At 43.0% G+C, this 21,390-nt stretch carries 16 protein-coding genes; 9 read left to right on the plus strand and 7 right to left on the minus strand.

The window, feature by feature from the left end:
• Positions 1–53 precede the first annotated feature (53 nt).
• Together AAGA18_01720 and AAGA18_01725 are read right to left on the minus strand one after the other, a co-directional pair.
• Positions 54–695 carry an HAD-IB family phosphatase gene (locus tag AAGA18_01720; protein ID MEM9444045.1) on the minus strand — a complete coding sequence of 214 codons (642 nt, stop codon included), beginning with the start codon at positions 693–695 and terminating at the stop codon, positions 54–56.
• A gap of 23 nt (positions 696–718) precedes the next feature.
• Positions 719–1,462 carry a tetratricopeptide repeat protein gene (locus AAGA18_01725; protein ID MEM9444046.1) on the minus strand — a complete coding sequence of 248 codons (744 nt, stop codon included), beginning with the start codon at positions 1,460–1,462 and terminating at the stop codon, positions 719–721.
• A gap of 148 nt (positions 1,463–1,610) precedes the next feature.
• Between AAGA18_01725 and AAGA18_01730 the strand changes: the two genes are divergently transcribed.
• The 8 genes from AAGA18_01730 (at position 1,611) to AAGA18_01765 (ending at position 11,850) form a co-directional block, all read left to right on the plus strand.
• Positions 1,611–1,910, plus strand: a complete 300-nt coding sequence (locus tag AAGA18_01730; GenBank protein ID MEM9444047.1) for a hypothetical protein — start codon at positions 1,611–1,613, stop codon at positions 1,908–1,910.
• A 13-nt stretch (positions 1,911–1,923) separates the two neighbouring features.
• Entirely contained in the window at positions 1,924–2,328 is a 405-nt protein-coding gene (locus AAGA18_01735) for a hypothetical protein (protein MEM9444048.1), read from the plus strand.
• A 254-nt stretch (positions 2,329–2,582) separates the two neighbouring features.
• The gene (tgt, locus tag AAGA18_01740; protein ID MEM9444049.1) at positions 2,583–3,737 is read left to right on the plus strand and encodes a tRNA guanosine(34) transglycosylase Tgt; all 1,155 of its coding nucleotides are present in this window, start codon (positions 2,583–2,585) and stop codon (positions 3,735–3,737) included.
• Positions 3,734–4,087, plus strand: a complete 354-nt coding sequence (gene yajC / locus AAGA18_01745; GenBank protein MEM9444050.1) for a preprotein translocase subunit YajC — start codon at positions 3,734–3,736, stop codon at positions 4,085–4,087. Before tgt ends, yajC begins: the two co-directional genes overlap by 4 nt.
• 72 nt (positions 4,088–4,159) lie before the next feature.
• Positions 4,160–6,532, plus strand: coding sequence for a protein translocase subunit SecD (gene secD, locus AAGA18_01750; protein MEM9444051.1), 2,373 nt, complete (start codon positions 4,160–4,162; stop codon positions 6,530–6,532).
• Positions 6,533–6,540: 8 nt separating this feature from the next.
• Positions 6,541–8,199, plus strand: a complete 1,659-nt coding sequence (gene recJ / locus AAGA18_01755) for a single-stranded-DNA-specific exonuclease RecJ (GenBank protein MEM9444052.1) — start codon at positions 6,541–6,543, stop codon at positions 8,197–8,199.
• Between the two features lie 12 nt (positions 8,200–8,211).
• A complete protein-coding gene (gene recG, locus AAGA18_01760; GenBank protein MEM9444053.1) occupies positions 8,212–10,242 on the plus strand; it encodes an ATP-dependent DNA helicase RecG in 2,031 nt (676 codons plus the stop codon).
• 54 nt (positions 10,243–10,296) lie between these two features.
• Positions 10,297–11,850 (plus strand): trypsin-like peptidase domain-containing protein, encoded by a 1,554-nt coding sequence (locus AAGA18_01765; GenBank protein MEM9444054.1) that lies wholly within the window; start codon positions 10,297–10,299, stop codon positions 11,848–11,850.
• 22 nt (positions 11,851–11,872) lie between these two features.
• Here the strand turns inward: AAGA18_01765 and AAGA18_01770 are convergent, their stop codons facing one another.
• Both AAGA18_01770 and AAGA18_01775 read right to left on the minus strand, forming a co-directional pair.
• Positions 11,873–12,292: a transposase gene (locus tag AAGA18_01770; GenBank protein MEM9444055.1), complete on the minus strand. Its 420-nt coding sequence runs from the start codon at positions 12,290–12,292 to the stop codon at positions 11,873–11,875.
• A gap of 253 nt (positions 12,293–12,545) precedes the next feature.
• The gene (locus AAGA18_01775; protein ID MEM9444056.1) at positions 12,546–12,779 is read right to left on the minus strand and encodes an IS630 transposase-related protein; all 234 of its coding nucleotides are present in this window, start codon (positions 12,777–12,779) and stop codon (positions 12,546–12,548) included.
• 76 nt (positions 12,780–12,855) lie between these two features.
• Between AAGA18_01775 and AAGA18_01780 the strand changes: the two genes are divergently transcribed.
• Positions 12,856–13,074, plus strand: coding sequence for a hypothetical protein (locus AAGA18_01780; GenBank protein MEM9444057.1), 219 nt, complete (start codon positions 12,856–12,858; stop codon positions 13,072–13,074).
• A gap of 128 nt (positions 13,075–13,202) precedes the next feature.
• Here the strand turns inward: AAGA18_01780 and AAGA18_01785 are convergent, their stop codons facing one another.
• From AAGA18_01785 to AAGA18_01795, 3 genes are read right to left on the minus strand one after another with little or no spacing between them, the layout of a single operon-like run.
• On the minus strand, positions 13,203–18,335 hold the full coding sequence (locus tag AAGA18_01785; GenBank protein ID MEM9444058.1) for a choice-of-anchor Q domain-containing protein: 5,133 nt from the start codon (positions 18,333–18,335) through the stop codon (positions 13,203–13,205).
• Positions 18,336–18,378: 43 nt separating this feature from the next.
• Complete coding sequence (locus tag AAGA18_01790) at positions 18,379–19,851, minus strand: hypothetical protein (protein MEM9444059.1); 1,473 nt, start codon at positions 19,849–19,851, stop codon at positions 18,379–18,381.
• A 16-nt stretch (positions 19,852–19,867) separates the two neighbouring features.
• A complete protein-coding gene (locus tag AAGA18_01795) occupies positions 19,868–21,286 on the minus strand; it encodes a PHB depolymerase family esterase (protein ID MEM9444060.1) in 1,419 nt (472 codons plus the stop codon).
• Between the last annotated feature and the right edge of the window lie 104 nt (positions 21,287–21,390).

Below are 21,390 nucleotides of genomic sequence, written 5' to 3' on the forward strand. Positions count from 1 at the left end.
AAGAATATCAGGGGGATTTCTCAGATAGTATTATCGGTCAAATTTGGCTAAATTCAAATGCCTAAGAGTGGTAGGACTTGCTGGAGTTTGTGGATAAAGTGCTTAGCCCCGGTTTTCACTTTGGGACGTTGAACAAAACCTCCGAAGCCAACGAATAGATCAACTTCGCTTTGTGTTTCTAGGTCACTATTGCCGTCACCTACCATGATGATTTTTTCCGGGTGCTTTACTGCTTTTATCTTTTTGATCATCTCAATTTTCCCGCCATCGCGTGTAGAGGGGTAATGAGAGTCAAAGCCCTTATAATTACCTTGATTATCAAAGTGCAATGGGACTGCTTGGATTGTTTCAATATTTAAGTATTCGGCTAGAGGCTTAATAACGGGAACAAAACCACCAGAAATAATGATGGGCGTCCAACCATTTTTCCGAGCGCTATGGATAGTGTAAAGGGCAGTGGGTTCAACACGTTCGATGTATTTTTTCCCGATTTTCAGACACTCATCTTCTGTAGGGCGTATCATTTCGAGTCTTTTGCCGAAAACTTCCTCAACTGATATTTGGCCATTCATCGCCTGGTTAGTTAGGGACTCAACTTGTTTAAAGACGGATTGGCCTTTAAAACGTGCGAGCTCGTCTACACCTTCAATAGCACTCAAGGTCGAGTCGCAGTCAAAAGCGAGAATTTTGGTCATGCAAGGGATTTAGTGGCTAAAGTCTACTCCGTAGGAGGGCTGGAAGCTGTTGTTTCAGTTTCCTCTGAGGCAGCTTTAGTGCTGGCATTTTCTGAGGGTTCTACAGAAACTCCAGCGGCTTCCGGTGTGGGCAGATCATTCAACAGCTGCTGAGCTTTTCCGGTGTAAGGTCCATATCCTTGTGCAAGGACCTCGGTTAGTAACTGTCTAGCTCCTGCTAAATCTTCCCTACTTTGAGCTATTTTGGCTGCTTGGTAGCTAGAAGCAGAAAAGAAAGGATGAGTGGGTGTACGGTCTATGAGATCTAGGAATGTTGCTTGGGCCTCTTCAACTTGACCAAGTGACTCTTGCATCATACCCAATGTATACTCAACCGCAGGAGTTGCTGGGTGTTCTGGAAAACTGCTCAGAAAGTCTTCGTAATACTCCAGCGCTTTATCCCATGTGCCTTCTTCTTGAGCTAGCTGAGCAAGTTTGAGGAGTGCATTTGCAGATGCTGGCGCTGAAGCATAGTTATTCACGAGAGCTTCAAGCTTTGATATTTCTTGGTCCTCACTGTCAAGTGCTTCGAGCAAAGCTCCTCTAGCCTCAATGGCTGCTTTTTGTTTTGCATTCCACTGATAGAGGTAAATACCTGTTCCCCCTAAACAGGCAATTACTAGAACAATTATGGGGACCTTGATTTTATCCCAGGCCTCATTCTCAGCATCAACTAGGCGTGCTTCATCAGATTCTGGCTGTTGCTCTCCTGGATTATTCTTAGACATGAGCGAAGAAGAATGGAGTTGTAAAGTCGATGTGGCAAGCTCTATCTTGTGATCGCCCAGAGCAAAAAATGATCTTATTTTGCATATTTGCAGAATATTATATAAAAAAATTCTTTTTTATATTTTATTTTAGCCGATTGTTAAATTTATGAGCAGGTTACAATTTATTATCGTTAACATTTTGGCAGGGGTATTTGTCACACTCATGGTGGCTCAGTATTTACTTTCCCAAGTTAACCAGCAGCTTAATCAGGATGTGATTACAATGCAGCAACAAGTGGCTGGCTCTCAGCAGGCCAAGCCAGTGCTCAATCAGCTAGCTATACGCCTTGCCCAAGCAGCCCAAAAGGAGCCTGACATGAACGATTTGTTGGCAAAATATCGCCTGAAAGTTACTTTACCCCAAACAGGAACATCCGCGCCTCAATCTGGTCAAGTATTTAACTAATGGGAGTTTGTCCATGAAATCGAACATATCTACAGGCACAATGAAAATTCAGCGAGTGCAAAGATCGCATGAGACTTACAATTCCTTTTGGCCTTTGACAATTGTGATTGCTGCGCTGTGTGTTATGACTTCTGTCCAGATCTATCAGATGCTGGAACAAAGAACCTTTTTGAAGCAGAATGTTGATAATCTTCAGCCCGCTATCCAAGAAGCGCGAGTCATCAGTGGAACTATCAGCCAGTTGAGTCGTGAGTTGCTACTGTTGTCTTCGGAAAGCAATGAGGCCAGAAGAATTGTTCAAGAATTTCAAATTCGTCCAACAGGCCAACAGGCTGCAATGGCATCAGCTGCCTCTGGAGGAGGGGCTGCCGTCCCTGCTGAGTTGCCTGCTTCCGAAGAATCCCCAGCGGACCAGTAATACCAACATTTGCTTTAAGTACTGCGATTAGAGTGTTTTTAGCTTTCTGCTTGCTTTGTAATCGATACTCTATTCTTCTTAGTTTATGGAATAACAAACTCTAAAAGTTGTTGCCACCTGTTTTATATCTTTAAAACGTTGGTAATCAACGAGATAGTAGTCTGCGAGCAAAGTTGTTTTCAAGTTGTTCACATCTACGTAAGTCGTTGATTTTTAGCAAAGTTACAGCTTTATGACACAATTTATTCGCAAAGATGAAAACAGGCTCATTTAAGTTATTAAAAGAGGATGCCTCTAGTAGGGCAAGGCTTGGTCGTCTGAAAACGGAACATGGTGTGATTGAAACGCCTTGCTTTATGCCTGTAGGCACCCAAGGAACAGTCAAGGCAGTCTCTCCCCAAGAGTTAAAAGCTTTAGGTGCGATGGTAATTCTTTCTAACACTTATCACATGTTTATCAGACCGGGCGTAGATGTGATAGATGCAATAGGTGGACTTCATAAGTTTATGAGCTGGGATGGCCCAATCTTAACCGATAGCGGTGGATTCCAGGTTTTCAGTCTGGCAAAATTAAGGAATATCACTTCAGAGGGAGTGCATTTTCAATCTCATGTAGATGGCAGCCATTTGTTTTTAGGTCCGAAGGAGGCGATACAAATCCAGCAGTCTCTAGGTTCTGATGTTGTGATGGTATTTGATGAATGCCCACCTTGGCCAGCTGAAAAGGGGTTAGTTGAGCAGGCCGTCAATCGCACGTTGGATTGGGCTAGGATTTGCAAGCAGGAATTGCAGGATGGTGTTGGTCGAGGCCCTACCAAAGAACAATTACTTTTTGCAATAATTCAGGGTGGCAGTTATGACGACCTAAGGAAATCTTGCGCGGAGGTGTTAGTGGAAATGGACTTTCCAGGATACGCCATTGGAGGGGTGAGCGTCGGCGAGCCAGAGTATGAAATGTTACGGGCAATTGAGGCGACTGAACCTTTTTTGCCTCATCATAAGCCACGGTATGCCATGGGGTTAGGTCAACCAGACCAGTTAGTTAAAATGGTGGCTCGGGGTATAGACATGTTTGATTGTGTTCTGCCTACTCGGGTTGCCAGAAACGGAACGGCTTATACCTCCAAGGGCACAGTGAATATGAAAAATGCTAGCAATCGCTTTGCAGAAGAACCCATAGAGGACTTTGGCCAGGACTACCCTTGTCATGGTTTCTCAAGAGCTTACATCAGGCATTTGCTAAAAGCTGAAGAAATTCTTGGCCTAAGGCTAATTACTCTGCATAATCTTTATTTTTATCTCGACTTGATGAGGCAGATGAGAGTGGCTATAAGCGAAGATCGGTTTAATCAGTGGTCGAATGATTTTCTAAATAACTACCAACCGAGAACAGAAAGTAACGAAAAATGATAGAGTTTGTAATGACGAAGATTGATGGAATGGTGATTTTGGCACAAGCGGCAGAGGATGCGGAGCCAGGAATGGGGGCGGGGCTTATGAGTATGGCGCCTTTATTAATTATGATCGTGCTCTTTTATTTCATCCTGATTCGTCCTCAGATGAAAAAGCAAAAGCAGCATGACAAAATGGTGTCTGAGATAAAATCTGGAACGAATGTCATAGTCGCCGGTGGTATCTACGGAAACATAGCTAACGTTAAGGAGAAATCGTTTGTAGTAAAGATAGCTGACAACGTGAAAATTGAAATCCAGAAGAACAGTGTTTCACAGGTTCTATCTGAAGGGTATGAGAAAAAATAACACCTTCTTTATTGATGCTTCTTTTATTGTAGCTATTTAGTACTTACACTTAAAACTTAACTTCGCTTTATTATGGACTATACGATTTTAGGATTATCCTTCTTATTTTTAATCTTCTTTGTTTGGTACTTGGCTAGCTCATATGACAGATCCCGTCGCTGGGTGGCTCTTGGGCTTATTGCCAGTTTAATTACTATTTCCACCCTGTCTTTGGTGCGTTTTGACGATGGGGATACTTCAGGTTCTTTGCCCTGGCCGGTGAATATTACACCGGGAATTGATTTGCGCGGTGGAACTCAATTTATTGTGGAGATCCAAACTGCTACTGAGAGCGAAGAGGCTGGAGACACTAAAAAGAAGGAGATCTCTCCAGCTGCTTTGGAACAAGCTCAAAAGGTATTTGAAGATAGACTTAATAAATTAGGGACCTCTGATGTTTTGGTTCAGCCCCTTGGTGAAAATCGTATCATTATCCAAGTGCCTGGAGTAAGTCAGAATGATAAAGTAAAGTATAGAAGCACCCTGGAGCGCGTTGCCAAGTTAGAGTTCAAGTTAGTTCACCCGCAGAATGAGGTGCTTTTATCTCAGATCAAAGCAGGCCAGGAAGAAATTCCATTCGACCATGAAATTCTGCCGCTATGGGATCGAGATAAAGAGGGCAATAGGATTAAAAGAGAAATATTGGTCACTAGGAAGACAGAGATGGGTGGTAAGCACGTAACTACTGCTTTCCCAACGCTCGGTCAGTTAGGAATGCCTGAAGTCATTATTAATTTTGACTCTAAGGGTAGCGATTTATTTGGAAAGCTCACCGCATCGAATATAGGACGCCGCTTAGCGATTGTTCTAGACCGTGAAGTTTATACAGCTCCCAATATACAGAGTGCTATATACGGCTCTTGTCAAATATCAGGTGGTGATATGACTCGTGCTGAAGCTGAGGAGATTGCTAGCGTTCTGGAAAATCCATTAGAAACGCCTGTAAAGATTGTAGATGAGCGAGGTGTAGATCCAACCTTGGGAAAAGCTTCGGTTAAAGATGGTTTTAACGCTGCAGTCATTGGATTCTGTTTGGTGATTGTTTTCATGGCCATCTACTATCGTATAGCGGGAGCTTTTGCCGTAGTGGCATTGGTCTTCAACTTAGTGATTTTACTGGGGTTGTTCGCTCAATTTGGATTTACGCTAACTTTGCCGGGTGTAGCTGGCGTGATTCTAACCATAGGCATGGCGGTAGATGCCAATGTCCTGATCTTCGAACGTATTCGCGAGGAGATGGACGAAGGCAAGCCTCTCAAGAATTCAATCCAGGCTGGGTTTAGCAAAGCTTTTAGTTCTATTTTTGATGCGAATGTTACGACATTTATAGCTGCGCTCTTTATGTTTTGGCAGGGGAGTGGAGCTGTTCGAGGATTTGCTATTGTTCTATGCCTGGGTATTCTATCGAGCTTGTTCACAGCACTAGTAAGTACCAGAGCTTGTTTTGATTGGATGATGACTCTTTACAAGTCTAGCAAACTCAATATGACCCATGTGCTCACCAAGACTAAGATAGACTTCATGTCTATGCGGAGGATTGCTGTGATTGTCTCAGTCGTTTTGATTGGGGGAAGCATCGCCAACTGGGTTAATAAAGGAAGCGATTCTCTAGGTGTTGATTTCGCAGGAGGTGCATTAGCTAGCTATAGTTTTGAGAAAAAAATTTCCGACGATGAATTGCAGGCTGCGGCTGGATCTTTACCTGTTACCTTTCAATACCAAGATTCTTATGGAGAAGGAGGAGAAATTCTTTCGGTTAAGGCTAGTAAAGAGGTGATTGAAGATGTTCATTCGAAAATCACGGAAGCGTTTCCTGATGCTAAATTTGATAGATTGCAGTTGGATAAAGTAGCAGCGTCTATTGGTAAGGAGTTTTTCAAAAGCTCAGCGGTCGCACTTGCTTTGGGACTAATTGGGATTTTCCTCTACATTGTTTGGCGTTTCGAAACTTCATTTGCCATTGGTGCTATAGTTGCGCTTATACACGACGTAACCATTACTTTAGGAATTTTTACAGCTCTTGGGTATCAATTCTCATTGACGACAGTAGGGGCTATTCTGACAGTAGCTGGCTACTCGATTAATGATACCATCGTTGTCTTTGACCGAATTCGTGAAGGCTTACGTCTAGATCCTCGCCAAGAATTAAAAGATGTAGTCAACAATTGCTTAAATGCCACGTTAAGTAGAACGATGATTACTTCTCTAACCACAGGTTTGTCAGTGCTAGCATTGTTTTTCTTTGGTGGTTTCGTGATCCATGACTTCTCATTGCTTTTGTTAACAGGGGTTTTAGTTGGAACCTATTCATCCATTTTTGTCGCAAGTCCAATCATACTACTATTTGGAGCAAAAGCTAAGCAGGAGGCAGCTATTGATCCTGAATATATAGCGACATCTAGTTAGTAATTTGTGTGAAGCGTTGGAAAATATCCTCGGCGAATGGCGTTGATCCGTATGAAAGTGAGCAGGTGGTTAAGTATCTGCTTAATGCTAGGGGAATATCTGACAGGGAGCATGAAAGTTTTCTTCACCCAAAACTATCCAATTTAAATGACCCTCTGCGTATTCCGGATATGGAAAGGGCGGTTGTCCGTGTTGAGGAAGCTTTGAGAACTGGGCAGAGAATCCTGATCTATAGTGATTACGATGTAGATGGGATGACCAGCAGTGCGCTGATGTTTCGCTTTTTAGCACAGATGGGAAAGCAGGTGGATGTTTTTATCCCTGAGCGTTTGTCAGAAGGTTATGGTCTATCTATTTCTGCTATAGATCGAGCAATAGGGGAGGGTAAGCCTGATCTATTACTTGCTTTGGACTGTGGAACAACAAGTGTTGCAGAAGTGGAATATCTCAATGAGAAAGGAATTGATGTGATTATCATTGACCACCACGAACTTGCTGAAAAGATTCCAAACGCTCTGGCCTTTGTAAACCCGCAAAAAGGAGAGCATGACCATATTCTAGCAACTGTTGGATTAGTTTTTAAATTCTGTCATGCCTTCTTAAAGATGCGGGATGAGCCAGATTTGTTTGATCTCAAAGAGTGCTTAGATCTCATAGCTGTTGGGACAGTAGCGGACATTGTTCCACTTAAGGAGGATAATAGAATACTCGTGCACCACGGACTGAAGCGTTTGGCGCAAACAGCGCACGTGGGCTTGCAAGAGTTGATGCAAGCAGCTGGTATTCGACGTAGGCCAACGCCGGTGACCATAGGTTTCATGATTGGTCCTAGGCTAAATGCTAGTGGTCGTTTAGCCGAAGCCAAATCTGGCTGGGAATTGTTAACCACGCAAAGTCGCCGAAATGCTGCCATACTTGCTCAGCAGCTAGACCGTTTGAATAGGGATCGACAAGATTTGGAACAACAAGCCACTTATGAGGCTGAGGCTATTATTGGCAGGAAGGTAGGAGTCAACCCCAAGTGTGTGGTAGTAGCTTCTCGTGAGTGGCACCAAGGCGTAATAGGAATAGTCGCTTCTAGATTACAGAAAAAATGGTACTGTCCTATAGTTGTTATTTCAATTGATGAAGATGGGAAGGGTAAAGGGAGTGGGCGCTCCATAGATGGTTGTTCTTTAATGGATGGTTTAAGGCATTGCCAAGATTTGCTGCTAAGTTTTGGTGGTCATGCCATGGCGGCAGGTCTTGAGATTGAGGCAAATCAAATTGATACTTTTCGAGAGCGCCTAGAGGAGTGGATGCAAAGCAACTGCTCTGAGGAAATTTACCAAGAGCAACTTGATATCGATATGGAGTTGCCTGGAGAGGCCCTAAATGAGGAGCTTGCTAGAAGCCTTGGAAAACTAGAACCTTTTGGTCGCTTTAATGAACCGCCAATTTTTGTTATTCGAGATATCCAATGTGAGGGAAGTGAGAAAATATTTGGTAAAGGGCATTTACGTTTTTCGGCAAGGGTTGGCAGTAATTGGTTTGATGCGGTTGCCTTTAATATGGCGAATGAGCTCCTGGGGCAGAAAAAATTTGATGTGGTAGGCCACTGGGAAATTGATGATTATTCCGGGAAGCCGTGCCTGAGAATCCTTGATTATAAATCATCTGATAAATAGCCTCTAGCAATTGTGAAAAAATCTTTCACTAATTTGGCAAAAAAGTTGGGTTATGAAGATGCTCTTGGGCTACTTTATCATTTTCCTAGACGCTATGAAGATAGAAGTCGTTGGGAAGATCCCTTCTTGCTTGATGAGGGTGAGCAAGTCACCACCTTCGGAAAAGTTGTTGATCAAAGTATCAAATTCACTCGCAGCTCTAAAAAAATCATAGAAATTATTCTTCAAATTGAGGGATCTTATAAGGCTCTGAAGCTCGTCTGGTTCGTGCAGCGTTATATGAAATGGAGTGATTGGAAGGGAAAGTGGGTTATTGCATATGGCCGTATGACATGGAAGAGTAAAGGTAATAAGCGGGAAGCCCAAATGATGCATCCTGAATATGAGGTTGTGGAGCCGGAGGAGTATGAGGAGGCAGGTAAGCTCAAAATGAGTCCTCATTTAAACCGCATAACACCAGTTTATCCATTAAGAGAAAAGGTTAAGCAAAAGGCGTTGAGAGCAACTATATGGGAGATTATTGAAAAGGAGCAATTAGTGTTCCCAGAGTTATATGAACATTCACAACCTAGAATGTCCAGAGGAGAAGCAATGTTGGCTATCCATTTCCCAGAGTCACTAGAGGAAGTAGAACAAGCAAGACGGAGACTCGCATTAGATGAGCTGGTTTGTATGGAGCTTGCTTTGGTGAGAAGGCGAATGCTAGCGGCAAAGGCCGTCAAAGTAAGAGGAAGTCAACAATATGATTTGGTGAATACTTTGAGAGGAGTTTTACCTTTTCAGTTAACAGAAGCACAGCTACAAGCATGCCGTGAAATAGATCAAGACCTCTCGAAAGAAATTCCTATGAATAGGCTTCTTCAGGGGGACGTTGGTTCTGGAAAAACGGTAGTTGCTTTGCATGCGTTACTCCGTTCTTTGGAGTCTGGCAAAAATGGTGCTTTGTTGGCACCAACTGAAATTTTAGCTAACCAGCATTTTAAAAATATTAAGAGGCTTGTAGAGCCTATAGGTGTGCACGTGGAACTTCATACTCGGAATAATCGGTTTTCTGGTGAAACATTGTTTTCATCTCAACCTACTATTTATGTTGGAACTCATGCATTAATCCAAGGTAAAGTTGTAATCCCGAATTTTGGTCTTGGAGTGATCGATGAACAGCATAAATTTGGAGTGTTGCAACGAACAGCTTTATTGGGAAAAGGAGAGGCCCCGGACTTGCTTGTGATGACGGCTACACCCATTCCTAGGACTTTATGTTTAACGGTATATGGGGACTTGGATGTCTCAGTCATACAGCATCTACCTCCGGGCAGAAAAGTAGTAAAAACTGTGCTTAGAGATCGGAGCAGCTTGCACAATGTTTGGGATTATATCAAGAAGGAGAACGCTAGAGGTCGTCAAGCATATGTGGTTTATCCTTTAGTTGAAGATTCTGAAAAGATAGATCTTAAATCTGTAAAAGCAGGCTATGAAGAACTCAAGGAGATCTTTGGAGAGAATCAAGTGGGAATCGTCCATGGCAAAATGGATGCTGGGGACAAAGACGAAAGTATGCAGAAATTTCGCAGCGGGGAATGTGGCGTTTTAGTGGCTACTTCAGTAATAGAAGTGGGCGTGGATGTTCCGAATGCTACCATTATGGTGATCGAGCATGCAGGGCGTTTCGGGCTAGCGCAATTACACCAATTACGTGGCCGAGTAGGTCGAGGTGCAGATCAATCTTATTGCATCCTAGTGGATGAGATGGAGAGTATTGATTCCTGGAAGCGTCTGAAGATTATGGAACAAACAGCAAATGGTTTTGAGCTAGCGGAGGAGGATTTCAAAATCCGTGGCCCTGGCAATATATTGGGCACCGAGCAAAGTGGCCTTCCTCCATTAAAAGTGGCGAGGCTCCCGAAAGACTTGCCTATGATTTCTAAAGCAAAAAAATTGGCAGAGAAGATTTTGGACAGCGATCCAGAACTTTCTGAACATGAAGGACTCAAGAAGGTGCTCGGGCATTACTGGACGATGGCCGAAGAGGTTGCTAATAACTAAAGAGCCGCTTTCATAAATAGGAATGAATCGTATTGCTAGAGGCTAAATAAAAAGATGGAAAGGTTAATTAGTATTGTTGTTGCCCTTGTGGTGCTTGTTTTTTTTGTTTTTTGGGTGACTTCGGAAGAGCCTCTGCCTCTCGTTGAAGAACCAGAACCTGTGGTGGAAGAGGAGGTTCTAGATGCAGTTGAAGTGCCACCCATTGAAGAGGAAAAAAAAGATGAAACAGCAACCTTGAAGTCTCTATTCAAACAAGAAGAAGTTGTTCAGGACCCGCTACTGAATAAATTCAACACCGAGCTCGCGGACCTTGCACTAAAGGCTGGGCAGTATGTGGTAGGTGTGATTGCCATAAGAAATAAAGATGAGGTGATAGCGGAGCATGAAGATATCAAGTGGTTAGGACTTGATGATCTCCCAGAAGAGAGTTGCGTTTCTGGCACTGTTTTAAGTCAGGAGGGCTATATTGTTACAACTTTTAGAGCTATAGCAGGTGCACACACAATCAAAGTAAGTGTAGCTCGTGGATTGATGAAAGAGGCAGCTCTCATAGGAGCAGATCCTTATGCAAATATAGCTGTATTAAAAGTGGAGACAGAGCCCTTAGTTGAGGTGCCATGGGGAGATGCTGTTTCGGTCAGAAGAGGAGAGGTAGTGATGTGCGTTGCGAGTGGGGAGGGGTTCAGGAAATCATTTTTGTCAGGAGTGGTTAGTGATAAGCAGCGTGATGGTATACTAGCTGATGGGCTTTCTTACGAAAATTTTATCCAGTTAGATTTGCCACAGATATTCGGCAGTGACGGAGCTCCGGTTATTAATGTTAAAGGTGAAGTTGTGGGCGTTTATTCTGAGGTAAAGATTCATCAAGCGACTAAATCTGGTTTTGCCTATGCTATTCCGAGTAATTTGGTTCGTTTTGTGACAGATTCTATCCTCAATAAAGGTGTAGTAGTGAGAGGAGGAATTGGAGTTCGTGTTCAAGCGATAGATGATCACATTGCTACAGCTTTTGCTTACTCTAGTGTAGAAGGAGCGCTAGTTTCAGATGTTTTTACTGGTGGATCTGCAGATATAGCTGGAGTAGCAGCTGGTGATATGATTGTAAAAGTTGGCGAGATAAAGGTCGATTCAGCCATGCAGTTAAGATTGCAAATTGCCCAAGCACCAGTTGGAAGCATGATGCCTATTGAAATTTTCAGAAGCGGTCAGTTCGTTCCATTAGAGGTATTAATTGAGCAGCGCTTGCCCCCAGCCTGGGTTTCAGGATTAATTCGACCTAAGGCTAGGTATTCAACGGAGCATTCCCAGAAGGAAGAAGTTAATAAAGTCATTTTGCAAGGTCTAAAGGTAGAGGAGCTTACTAGTACACTCATAAAAAAGTATGAATATCCCGCTGACTCTAAGGGATTGATTATTACGGAGGTCATGGAAGAAAGTCCTGCAGAAAAGGCTGGGCTAAAAAAGGGGATGCAAATTTTGTCTGTTAATCATCAGTATGTTCATTCGATTGAGGAATGGGAAACTGTCTTGGAAGATTCAGAGTTTCATGAAACCATCCTGTTATGGATCGAATGGAATACCGAGCGCAAGTACTATATCTTGCATTAACTAGAGCATTTTAGAATTCATTTTAAACATACTGGCAGTGGTTGAAAAAGTTTCTACAATCCTCTGCGGCAGATGAATCGAAGCTCTCATTAACAGCAGCAATGAGTTCATCCCAAGTTCTTTTAGCAGCGTTTCGCAATGGTGCTTTAAATTTAGAAAAAGCCATTTCGATAGGGTTAAGGTCCCGACTATAAGCAGGAAGATAAACCAACGCAGCACCGACTTTTTCTATGGCCTCTCTCACGCCCTTGACTTTATGTGCAGGTAAATTATCCCAGATTACTATATCGCCCTGCTTTAAAGTAGGACATAAGTGTTGCCTGATATAGCTCAGAAATATTTCTCCATTCATGGCACCATCAATTAATGGTGGTATTGTTAGAGCCTCATATCTCAAAGCTGCTAGAAACGTGGAGCCAATGACCATACGGCACTTGGTCATGACACCGTTCTCCTCGTAAAGCTCTACCGTAAAGAGATGTCATCTTGGTATTCACTCCAGCTTCATGAAGAAAAATGAGCTTCTCAGCTGGTCCCACATCCATTGTTCTCTTCTGGCTTTTATATCAGTGCGTCCACGCTCGCTGGCCCGAAACGTTTTTTTAAACTATAGCCCATCTTGGTCAGATGATAGTGTAGCGTAGCCTGACTAATACTTAACTCAAATTGCTCATAGAGTTCTTCTTGAAGTTGTTCTAGGGTAATTCCGAGCTTTTGTTTAATTCATTGGATGATTTGTTGCTTATATGCTTGAAGTTTACTCTGAAGGTAACCTCCTCGCTGTTTATAATATACCTCGCCCTTTTCTCTATATCTTTTCCAATAGTTGTTCTATGAACTCCAAATGATACTGTTGCCTGGCTTTGGCTCATCCCTGCTTCTAGGGCTTCTATGATTTTCTCTCTTAGATCTTTACTATAAACTTTCATCTTTAAGCTTATATACCCACTATTCTTTCATGAACAGATTGTCGTTATTTAATTCTAAAATGCTCCAGTAGGGGACGTGCTCAAATTTACTCTGGGACAGCAGCCTCCAGAGATTGAAATTTTGCCGTATGTAAAAATTGATGGACCTAATGAAGAAAAGGTATTCGAATTTGCGATAGAGGACCTGGGATTTCCAAGCGGGCAAGAAAGCGGATCTTTGAAATCTTCTAGCGTGAGGCAGGGCAAGAGATTGAAGGCACTGGGGCAGGGTTGGCGATTGTGCAAAACATTGTAAAAAAGGACAGAGGTAAGGTTTGGGTTGAGTCAGGTGAAAGCGGAGGCTCTGAGTTTACCTTTATCCTCGGTTAAAGGGTAAGGTTTAAGACATGATCTGGCAGAGAAATTAACATGGATTATAGGCTTTTAATTTTCTTCTGGAACATCAACCTGAAGTAGATAATTAATGAAACGGCGAGGGTTGATCATGACGGATGATACCAATTCAAAAGTAACGGTAACAAAGCCATCTACCGGATCTGGAATAGAAATCGTTTGTTGATAATGCAGTGGATTTAAGGGATCGCTACCTAAAATACCGTCTTCCCAGACGATTAAATCAGAAGAGATTTCAATTTTTTCTATAAATGGGTCGGGAATATTCTCTACCCGGTGCAGGATAAGGTTGAAATGGAGCATATCGTCGGTGCCTGGCCTGATTTCAACAGATAATGGAAGAGTGCCGTCACTGTCAGCAACATTAGGATCGAATCCGAAAAGGTGCTCATAGATATTAATCAAATTATCTTCGTCCGGATCAGCAAATTCTCCCCACACGGTTGAACGTGTCGCAGAATTGCCGACATCATCTGGGAAGTTCAGCACATTCCATAGTCCGTATTTGGTTGCGGTGACAGTTACTGTTATTGTTGGACTATAGAGAATGTCATTTTCATTCTCCACGCTGACCCAAAAGAGGTAATGGCCCTCGGGCAGTATTTCCGTTGATAATTCGGAAGTCGTAATGGTAGTAAATGGATTTGAGGTGTCTCCACTTTCACCAGCATACCATTGATAGAATGCTTGTCTCGTAGCACCTGTGACAGATAGGGTCACTTCTTCATCAATATCAACGTCAAGTTCTATTGGGTCAATGGAAATGATAGGTGGGGTGTACTCAATAGCTCCTAACTCTACCGTCGATTGATTGATGCGAGGTAGGTCACGGATATCAGAGGTTGCGTAGACTGGGAGAACTGTATTATTTCCGATATTTAGGGCAGGAGAGTTTGGTAGGAGGCGTAGATCATCGTCTAAGCTTCCTAAAATGTTATCAATACCATCTACATCTAGAAATAAAGGATCGGGGACATCTTGAGCTGTGGGGTTGCCGGGAACATTATTCCCAGCGTCTATACTGCCGAGAAGAATGCCTACCCCACCTTGAATTAGACTGTAAGAAATGATAGGTAGTCCATTCTGGCTATAGATTTGCTCAAGAGAATTAAGTGTTGCCGATGAAGTGTTACCCCACAAGATAGAATTAGTGACAGATGTTGGACTGGTCTCATTGTAGATGCCACCACCTTGCTGAACAGCAGAGTTTCCACTTACAGTTAGATTGATAAAGCTCGGGGAACTGTTGACGTTAAAAATAGCACCTCCAGAATCAGTTGCCGAATTCCCCGAATAAACTGCGTTACTTACAATCGGGTCGCTAGAGAAGATATTATAGAGGCCTCCCCCTGCTATAGCGGAGTTACCTATAAATGAGACTCGATCCATATCTGGAGAACTATTCAATGTATTATAAACACCTCCTCCGCTTGCAGCATCATTACCGAAGAATAAAAGGTTCTCCATACTTGGAGAGCTGTTATTGCGCAGGTAGATGGCGCCTCCTTGGATAGCAAGGTTGCCGCTGAGTGTGAGATTTAGAAGAGTAGGGCTACCGGTAATGGCAAAGATTCCACCACCACTATTTAGATTTGATTCTGAGCCTTGTAGATCTTGATTAGACTGTCCTCCTGTAATAATAAATCCATCTAATACCGCGGTGTTATCGACTCCGCTGGCTGTAACGACGCTGAGGCTGTTGATACCTTGAATGTCTGAAGCACTTCGAACGACCCCATCGGAATCTGTGATATCAGGATTTGTAAAGCTATCGATATCTCCGCTTAGTATGGTTTTATTAAGTTCCCAATCGCGTTGGGATAGTTCGGTTTCATTACCGGAGAATCCCCCATAAATAGAGACTCCATCTAGTAATTGGAAAGTAGCTGAGCGCTCTAAAGGATTAATGGTAGGTTTATAAATTCCACTTGCTACCCAAATCTCGTTAGTGCTTTGATTTTGAACAGAAACTAAAGCATCTTGAAGAGAGAGGAATGCATGATCCCAAGAGGATCCATCTTGTGAGCCAAGAATTGCAGTCCGGTCGACAAAAATGGGTCGAGCTTCATAAGCGCCTATATCCACCACACCATTTACAATGCGTATTGAACCTAAGTAGTCGGTTGAAATATTGTTGGGTAGATCCATATTACTGCCCTGATTGATAGCTGGAGAGGAGGGTAACAGCGATAAATCATCATCCAAATTTCCGAAAATATCATCTACCCCATCTGGATCTACAAACTGAGGGTCTACATTTAGGATATGGGCCCCATTCGGGTAGCCCCCCTGGATAATGGAGTTAGATAAAAAAGGAATAAGTATAGGAGAAGAAAGTTGTTGCTCAGAGATAGAACCTGTGCCAGCACTGTTATTCCAAAAAATACTGTTAGAAATCATTCCACCACTTCCTAAATCATTGAAAATTCCACCGCCATCCGAAGTGGCGAAATTTTGAGATAAGGTAGCATTAACGATTGAAGGGGCGCTGTTCGAATTGGATATGGCGCCTCCAGAATTAGCAGTATTTCCATTTGCTACCAAATTAGCAATCGTTGCCCAGCTGCCAATATTATGTATTCCCCCGCCTTTCTCGGTGGCTGAGTTACCCAAGAGAAGTAGGCGATTGATGAGAGGATCGCTCCCATTCGTATTCGATAGTCCGCCTCCATTTGTCGCTTGGTTGTCAATCAACTGAAGGTTGGTTAGTTGTGGAGAGCTATTGTCTAGATATAGAGCGCCACCAGAATCTGCAGCGAAATTTCCTTGAAAGATGATATTTGTTAATGAGGGGTTACTGTCTTCGATTAACATACCGCCTCCATTGCTATTTGCATAACCACCAGTGATAACAAACCCATCTAGAATTGCTGAGGATCCAACCCCTATTGCGCTTAGCACGGAGCGGCTATTGGTTGTGTGGCCCGTTACCGAGGATAGATCACTAATAATGGGAACTTGGCTATCATTTTGGTCAATATCGCCACTAAGAATAGTGGGAGTTGCTTGGGGAGTGCGATCGGAAGTGGAATCCTCATTGCCTGAGAAACTTCCATAAAGCTCAACTCCAGTGATCAGTTGAAAGGACGCATCACGGTCGGTTGAAACAGCAGTTGGATAATAGATTCCAGTAGCCACCCATATCTCTTGACCTAAGACAGCAGCCGAAAGTGCACTTTGTATATGAATAAATGCATTGGTCCAGGAGGTTCCATTATTGCTGCCAGATGTTGCCAATAAGTCGACATAAAGAACATTAAACTCATAAGCACCTAGGTCGATGACCGAGTTATAAATACGAGGCGAGCCTTTTAGATCAGTGGCTGGTAGAGTTGGAGTCGTTGTATTATTGCCCACATCTAAGGCAGGAGAGCTACCTTTCAAACGTAAGTCGCCAGCAAGCGTATCTACAAATAAAGGGTTAGGGCTACCAGGAACGTTATTACCGTTGTCAATACTACCTGTAGGCAGCCCACCTTGGATCAAACTATAGGCAATTTCAGGAGTGCTATTTTGATTGCTAATCTGTCTATCTGCTACTGTAATCGAACTCGAAAGATTGCCCCAAAAGATACTATTTATGATAGAGACTAAACCGCTATCGATAGATCTCATCGCACCTCCATCAAAGGAGGCAACATTTGCACTAAAAGTTGTATTAATCAGTGAGGCAGAGGCACCGTTGGAGTTATGGATGCCTCCACCATTTAAACTCACGGTATTACGATCAAAAGTAACATTTACCAGAGTAGGATTACTCGTGCTACCTGTATTATCTATACCGCCACCTTGGGCAGCAGAATTTAGAAGAAACGCAACATTGGATAGATCGGGAGAACTGCCTTGATTGTATATTCCCCCGCCTTCATTTAGAGCTCTGTTTTCTTGGAAAGTGCACATATTAAATTTGGGGGCACTTGAGAAGAGGTTTGCTACTCCACCTCCTAACTCGGCTTCATTATTTGTAAAAGAGACGTTGGTTAGTAGAGGGGAGCTAGTTTGATTAGTAAGAGCCCCACCATTGCCTTCCCCTCCAATACCGACGACGAGATTCTCCTGAAACTCAACGTTATTTAGAATAGGGTTACTCGAAATATTAAACATCCCTCCACCACTGGTTTCTGCCATATTTTTGATGAATGTAACGCCTGCTAAATTTGGCGAGCTTGAGTCGCAGAATAAGCCCCCACCAATAACGGCACTGTTATCTTCAAAAATGGTATCAGTGATATTTGAGAAGAGGCTAAGATTAGTGCTCATTCCTCCACCGAATTCTGCAGTGTTATTGATAAACTTGACTTGATTTAATGATGGGGAACTGCCGCGGCTAAACATGCCACCTCCATTGAGGTCGGCATGATTTTCTTCAAAAGTGACATTGATTAAGACAGGAGCGCTATTACTTTGATTTAGAATGCCGCCGCCGCCATTAGTAGCGAGGTTGTAAACAATAGTTACTTGGTTTAGGAGAGGGCTGCTATCGTCATTTAATATGCCACCGCCATTAGTAGCAGAATTTCCGCTAATAGTAAGGTTGCTTAAAGTAGGATTGCCAGACTGATTGTAAATGCCTGCACCATTATTTGCAGAGGCAGGAAGCAAGGTGTCTGAGAGTCCTGCTGTAATGACAAAGCCGTCTAATAGTGCGGTATTGTTTGTTCCACTTCCAGTTACTACGCTAAAGGAATTGCCACCTTGGATCTTTGCTACATCAAGGACTATGTCACCTCCAAGGTCATCTCCATCGATATCACCACTTAAGATCGTCAAATTGGCCTCCCAGTCTCTTTGTTCCAGAAGGGTCTCAGAGCCATTAAAACCTCCGTATATAGAAACGTTGTTGAGAAGATGGAATGTCGCACTGCGGTTCAGACTATCGCTAGTGGGGTAATAGACGCCTGCCATTACCCAAACGGTATCGCCTGGAGAGGCTATGTTTTGTAAAGCATTCTGGAGCTCTGCTGCATTGCTCCAATTAGACCCATCAGCTAAACCCTGAGGAATGGGTTTTACATAAATAATTGCAGCTGGAGAAGGAGCCGATAATAAAAAAATCAGGGCAAGCTTTTTACAGAGTAATTTGCATAATGGTTCAAATAGACTGCGGTTAGAAAGCTCCTTAAAAATTGGAGCAGCTTTAAAAATCTTTGTTCGCTGATACACTGATTCATCTCCCCAAATTCAAATAATAGAGTCCCTTTATTGCCTACTCAGTCTCTATTACACAATTAAATGGAGGTGGAAAAGGGGGAGGCAACACACCACAAGATTCAGGATGTGGCAGAGGTTGCTCAGCTACTTCGGGTAAATCAGCCACTAAAGGATAATCAACCACTGGCACATACTCTCCCATAAAGCCTCCCATTGGGTTATGTTCTGAAGTTTTAAAAGGAACTGACTGTGCAGAGCCGCAGAAATCAACATCGGGTAGAATAGTTCGTATGGCCATGGCACGAACATTTTCATAGCCCTCGAGCTCCGAGAAATCAAAAAACGTGTAAAAGTTTTCAGGTGTGACATAAGCAGGAGCAGTACCTCCTAGGCCAATGATAAGATTTACATAGCCATCAGGATCTAATATTAACTCATCATCACTTATGGTTGCCAAGGTAACGGGGTCTACTTGGAATGATAGGCTCCAATAACGTAGTTCTTCATTGCCCGTCATGATCTCTCCCGTAGTGGGTAATTTGGCCATGACTGGTAACTTGAAGCGTAACCGGATGAATCTCTCTCCAGATAGTAAAGGCGGCATAATCCAAGTGGGGATTTCTGCGCTTAAGTAACCGGAGTCGGGGTTTCCTGCGGCAACGTGCTCAGTTCCGCGAGTCCAATAAATATCACTCTCTGGATCAGGCCAGTAACATTTTTTAGGTTGGAACACTTCATTATACCATTTCAGAGTCCATATTTCCAATTGTGGGAGAAATGGTTCAAGATAGGCGTCATTAAAAAAGACTATTCCTTTTTGAAAGGCCTCTAACTGAGTAAGGGCTTGGCCTGTTGCAACTTCTCGGACGATAACAACCGGACGGGCTAAAGGCAAAATTCCATTATCTTCACCTTTAATGAAGCGACGAAACGTAATGGTTCCTGCGAGGTTATCTCCACCGATATATGGTGGAACCCACGCCGGTAGATTTTCTTCATGATTCCAACTGACAGATTCATTGCGTTTGGAAGCATCCAGAAAATTGTCGCGCACATTATAACCCTCCAGGCTACAACCAGGTAAGATGGTATCAGGATTTGGCTCTCCTCCCCCAAAGCTGATAACACCTGCATAGAGTTGATCCTCTTTGTATTGAATATTTGAACGAAAATGGTTTTGGTAAAACCATTTTAGAGGTTTTAGCTCAAAGTCACGGATGTAATCCGTCGTAGCTAAATAGTCATCATAAACAACAAAGGATGCAAATCTCGCTTGTGGATATTCACCTACAAAGATTAATTCATAGCGCGGGTCTACGCGATACCTGATCACGTCATAAGACGCCTTGAGATCTGAGCCTCTGTCACCTTGATTGCTTCCATCGCCAAAGACAATGGTATATTCAGGCTTAAAAAAATTAGTAAAGAAATCGCCTTCTGGGTCAATCTCTGGTCCTGAGTCTTGTCCTTTTAATGATGATAAGCTAAGTAAGCTTACCCCTGCTAGAATTAGCAATAATTTTTTCATATAGTGTATAATATATTTATTCCACAACTTCTATCTCAACCTGGTCAATTGACATTTCATGTAGCAGTGAAGGATGTTCATGCTGTATGAGTAGATAAATAAAATCTTGGCCAGGGTTTAGATATGAATCTAAATCACCTCCTATAGTTGCTTCTAAAATGGACTCATTGGTGCCTACAAGATCACCGGCTACCTCATCCCAGGTCTCTGTTACCTTATTCCATAAGCCTAACGCACGTGTGACATCAGTGGCTTCACTATCGCGTGAGCATACTTTCAGTCGAATAGAGCTCAAGGACGTCAATTCTGGGACTTCGAATTGTAAAAAGATTGTAGGGTCAACAGCATTGCCAATAGTCACTTGATCCTCATCATCCCAAAAAGTGGATTCGTTATTTCCAGCCATCCAATCGCCAAACACAGTCTCCCAATAACTAGATAGCCTAACGGGATTAGTATCTGTGGGAGCGCGTCCGTTTAGGCGATGTCTATCAAAGAAAGACCACACTTGGTAGGCTCCATGGATATCCATGTTCGTCCAGCCAAAAAAATTAATTTTAAAAGCGTAATCATTTCCAGTCCCGGGAGCAGTATGGCCTCCACCATTTACTTGATAAAACGCCACTTCTGTTCCTTGGTTACCATTAACATAAGTTTTTAGGACAACATCAGAGGGCCCGTCATCAAGTACATAGTCGGTAAAGTTAGTTACAGTGGGTTGGTCATCAGTTTGATTGTAATAGCGCCAATAAGCTGCGGTATTTTCTGCAGAAATCACTCGTCCTAAGCTGCGAAATCCCTCAAGAAAACCTCCTTCGAAGGGGAGGTGTACGTCGTCGGTGCCATTCATGATGAGCACGGATATAGGATTTACAGGAGGAGGGCATGCGTTGTAGAAGGGTTGGCTTGCATTAATTCCTGCGACAGCTGCTATTTTGTGAGACAGTTCTTGGCCTAGCCGGTAACACATCATGCCTCCGTTGGACTGTCCCCACGCATAGATCCTTTCTGGATCAATATTGTATACGTTGGAAAAGTTTCTAATTAGCTTGTCGATGAAGCCAACATCGTCTGCATATCCTATGGCTAGTGTTGCATCGTCCCGGCAATCATTCCACCATTTGTATTGTCCGAACCCATCGGGATAGACAGTGATAAATTTATATTGATCCGCCATATCGTTCATGGGGCCTCCCATGCCTTCTTCAATAAGGCGTTGCCCATTTCTCCAGCCCGCATGTAGCCCAAATACTAAAGGAATAGGTTGGTCGGCCGGTAAATGATCAGGGATGTAATAAACATAAGTTCGTTTGAATCCGTCGTGCCAAAGGAAGTAGTCACCTTGTGTTCCGCCTTGACTGGTTTCCTGCAACAAGAAGAATAAGCAGTGTAGACACACCACTATTCTTAGAGAAAATGACACCTCATTTTTCATAGTTAATTTTGTCCTTAGGATTTTATCTTTTTACCTACATGTACCCACTAGTTAACAGAACTAGGTAGTTATCTTACAACAAAGCATCCTAAACTTAATGAAAT

Source organism: Verrucomicrobiota bacterium (assembly GCA_039192515.1).
In the GTDB taxonomy this organism is placed as follows: domain Bacteria; phylum Verrucomicrobiota; class Verrucomicrobiia; order Methylacidiphilales; family JBCCWR01; genus JBCCWR01.

Excerpts from the sequence above, each read along its gene's own strand:
- AAGA18_01775 (MEM9444056.1), bottom strand. The coding sequence starts at position 12,779 with ATGAAAGTTTATAGTAAAGATCTAAGAGAGAAAATCATAGAAGCCCTA.
- AAGA18_01725 (MEM9444046.1), bottom strand. The coding sequence starts at position 1,462 with ATGTCTAAGAATAATCCAGGAGAGCAACAGCCAGAATCTGATGAAGCA.
- AAGA18_01795 (MEM9444060.1), bottom strand. The coding sequence starts at position 21,286 with ATGAAAAATGAGGTGTCATTTTCTCTAAGAATAGTGGTGTGTCTACAC.
- AAGA18_01770 (MEM9444055.1), bottom strand. The coding sequence starts at position 12,292 with ATGACCAAGTGCCGTATGGTCATTGGCTCCACGTTTCTAGCAGCTTTG.
- AAGA18_01730 (MEM9444047.1), top strand. The coding sequence starts at position 1,611 with ATGAGCAGGTTACAATTTATTATCGTTAACATTTTGGCAGGGGTATTT.
- AAGA18_01765 (MEM9444054.1), top strand. The coding sequence starts at position 10,297 with ATGGAAAGGTTAATTAGTATTGTTGTTGCCCTTGTGGTGCTTGTTTTT.
- secD (MEM9444051.1), top strand. The coding sequence starts at position 4,160 with ATGGACTATACGATTTTAGGATTATCCTTCTTATTTTTAATCTTCTTT.
- AAGA18_01735 (MEM9444048.1), top strand. The coding sequence starts at position 1,924 with ATGAAATCGAACATATCTACAGGCACAATGAAAATTCAGCGAGTGCAA.
- AAGA18_01720 (MEM9444045.1), bottom strand. The coding sequence starts at position 695 with ATGACCAAAATTCTCGCTTTTGACTGCGACTCGACCTTGAGTGCTATT.
- AAGA18_01790 (MEM9444059.1), bottom strand. The coding sequence starts at position 19,851 with ATGAAAAAATTATTGCTAATTCTAGCAGGGGTAAGCTTACTTAGCTTA.
- tgt (MEM9444049.1), top strand. The coding sequence starts at position 2,583 with ATGAAAACAGGCTCATTTAAGTTATTAAAAGAGGATGCCTCTAGTAGG.
- yajC (MEM9444050.1), top strand. The coding sequence starts at position 3,734 with ATGATAGAGTTTGTAATGACGAAGATTGATGGAATGGTGATTTTGGCA.